At 67.5% G+C, this 351-nt stretch carries 1 pseudogene; it reads right to left on the reverse strand.

What is annotated here, in order from left to right:
- Positions 1–351: pseudogene (locus ACLQ23_RS31600) on the reverse strand (hypothetical protein); the annotation flags it as partial.

Genomic DNA, 351 nt, shown 5'->3' on the forward strand with positions numbered 1-351 from the left:
GAGTCGTGGTCGTTGCGCTCACCCAGGTGACCCAGGTTCTCCAACTTCGACTCCTGCAAGCTCGTGCCGATCGAGATGACCGCGGCCCGCTCGGGCATGCCGGCCTTCTTCGTCGCGGCGATGATCGCCTTGACGTTTGCGGTCTGCTCGTCGTTGAGGGCGATGCGCGACTGCGCGCCCTGCGTGCCGTGCGGGATCAGCTTCGCGGTATCAGGCTTGTCGGCCTGCACCACCGCGACCGGCTTCGCATCCACCGGCGCGGCAGTGGCCTGGCCGGCGATGGGGCCGGCGAAGATGCCACCGGCGAAGGCGAGACCGGCAACGGACAGCATGCTCTTACGGATGATCGTG

The organism is Micromonospora sp. DT41 (genome assembly GCF_049841715.1).
Lineage (GTDB): Bacteria > Actinomycetota > Actinomycetes > Mycobacteriales > Micromonosporaceae > Micromonospora > Micromonospora profundi.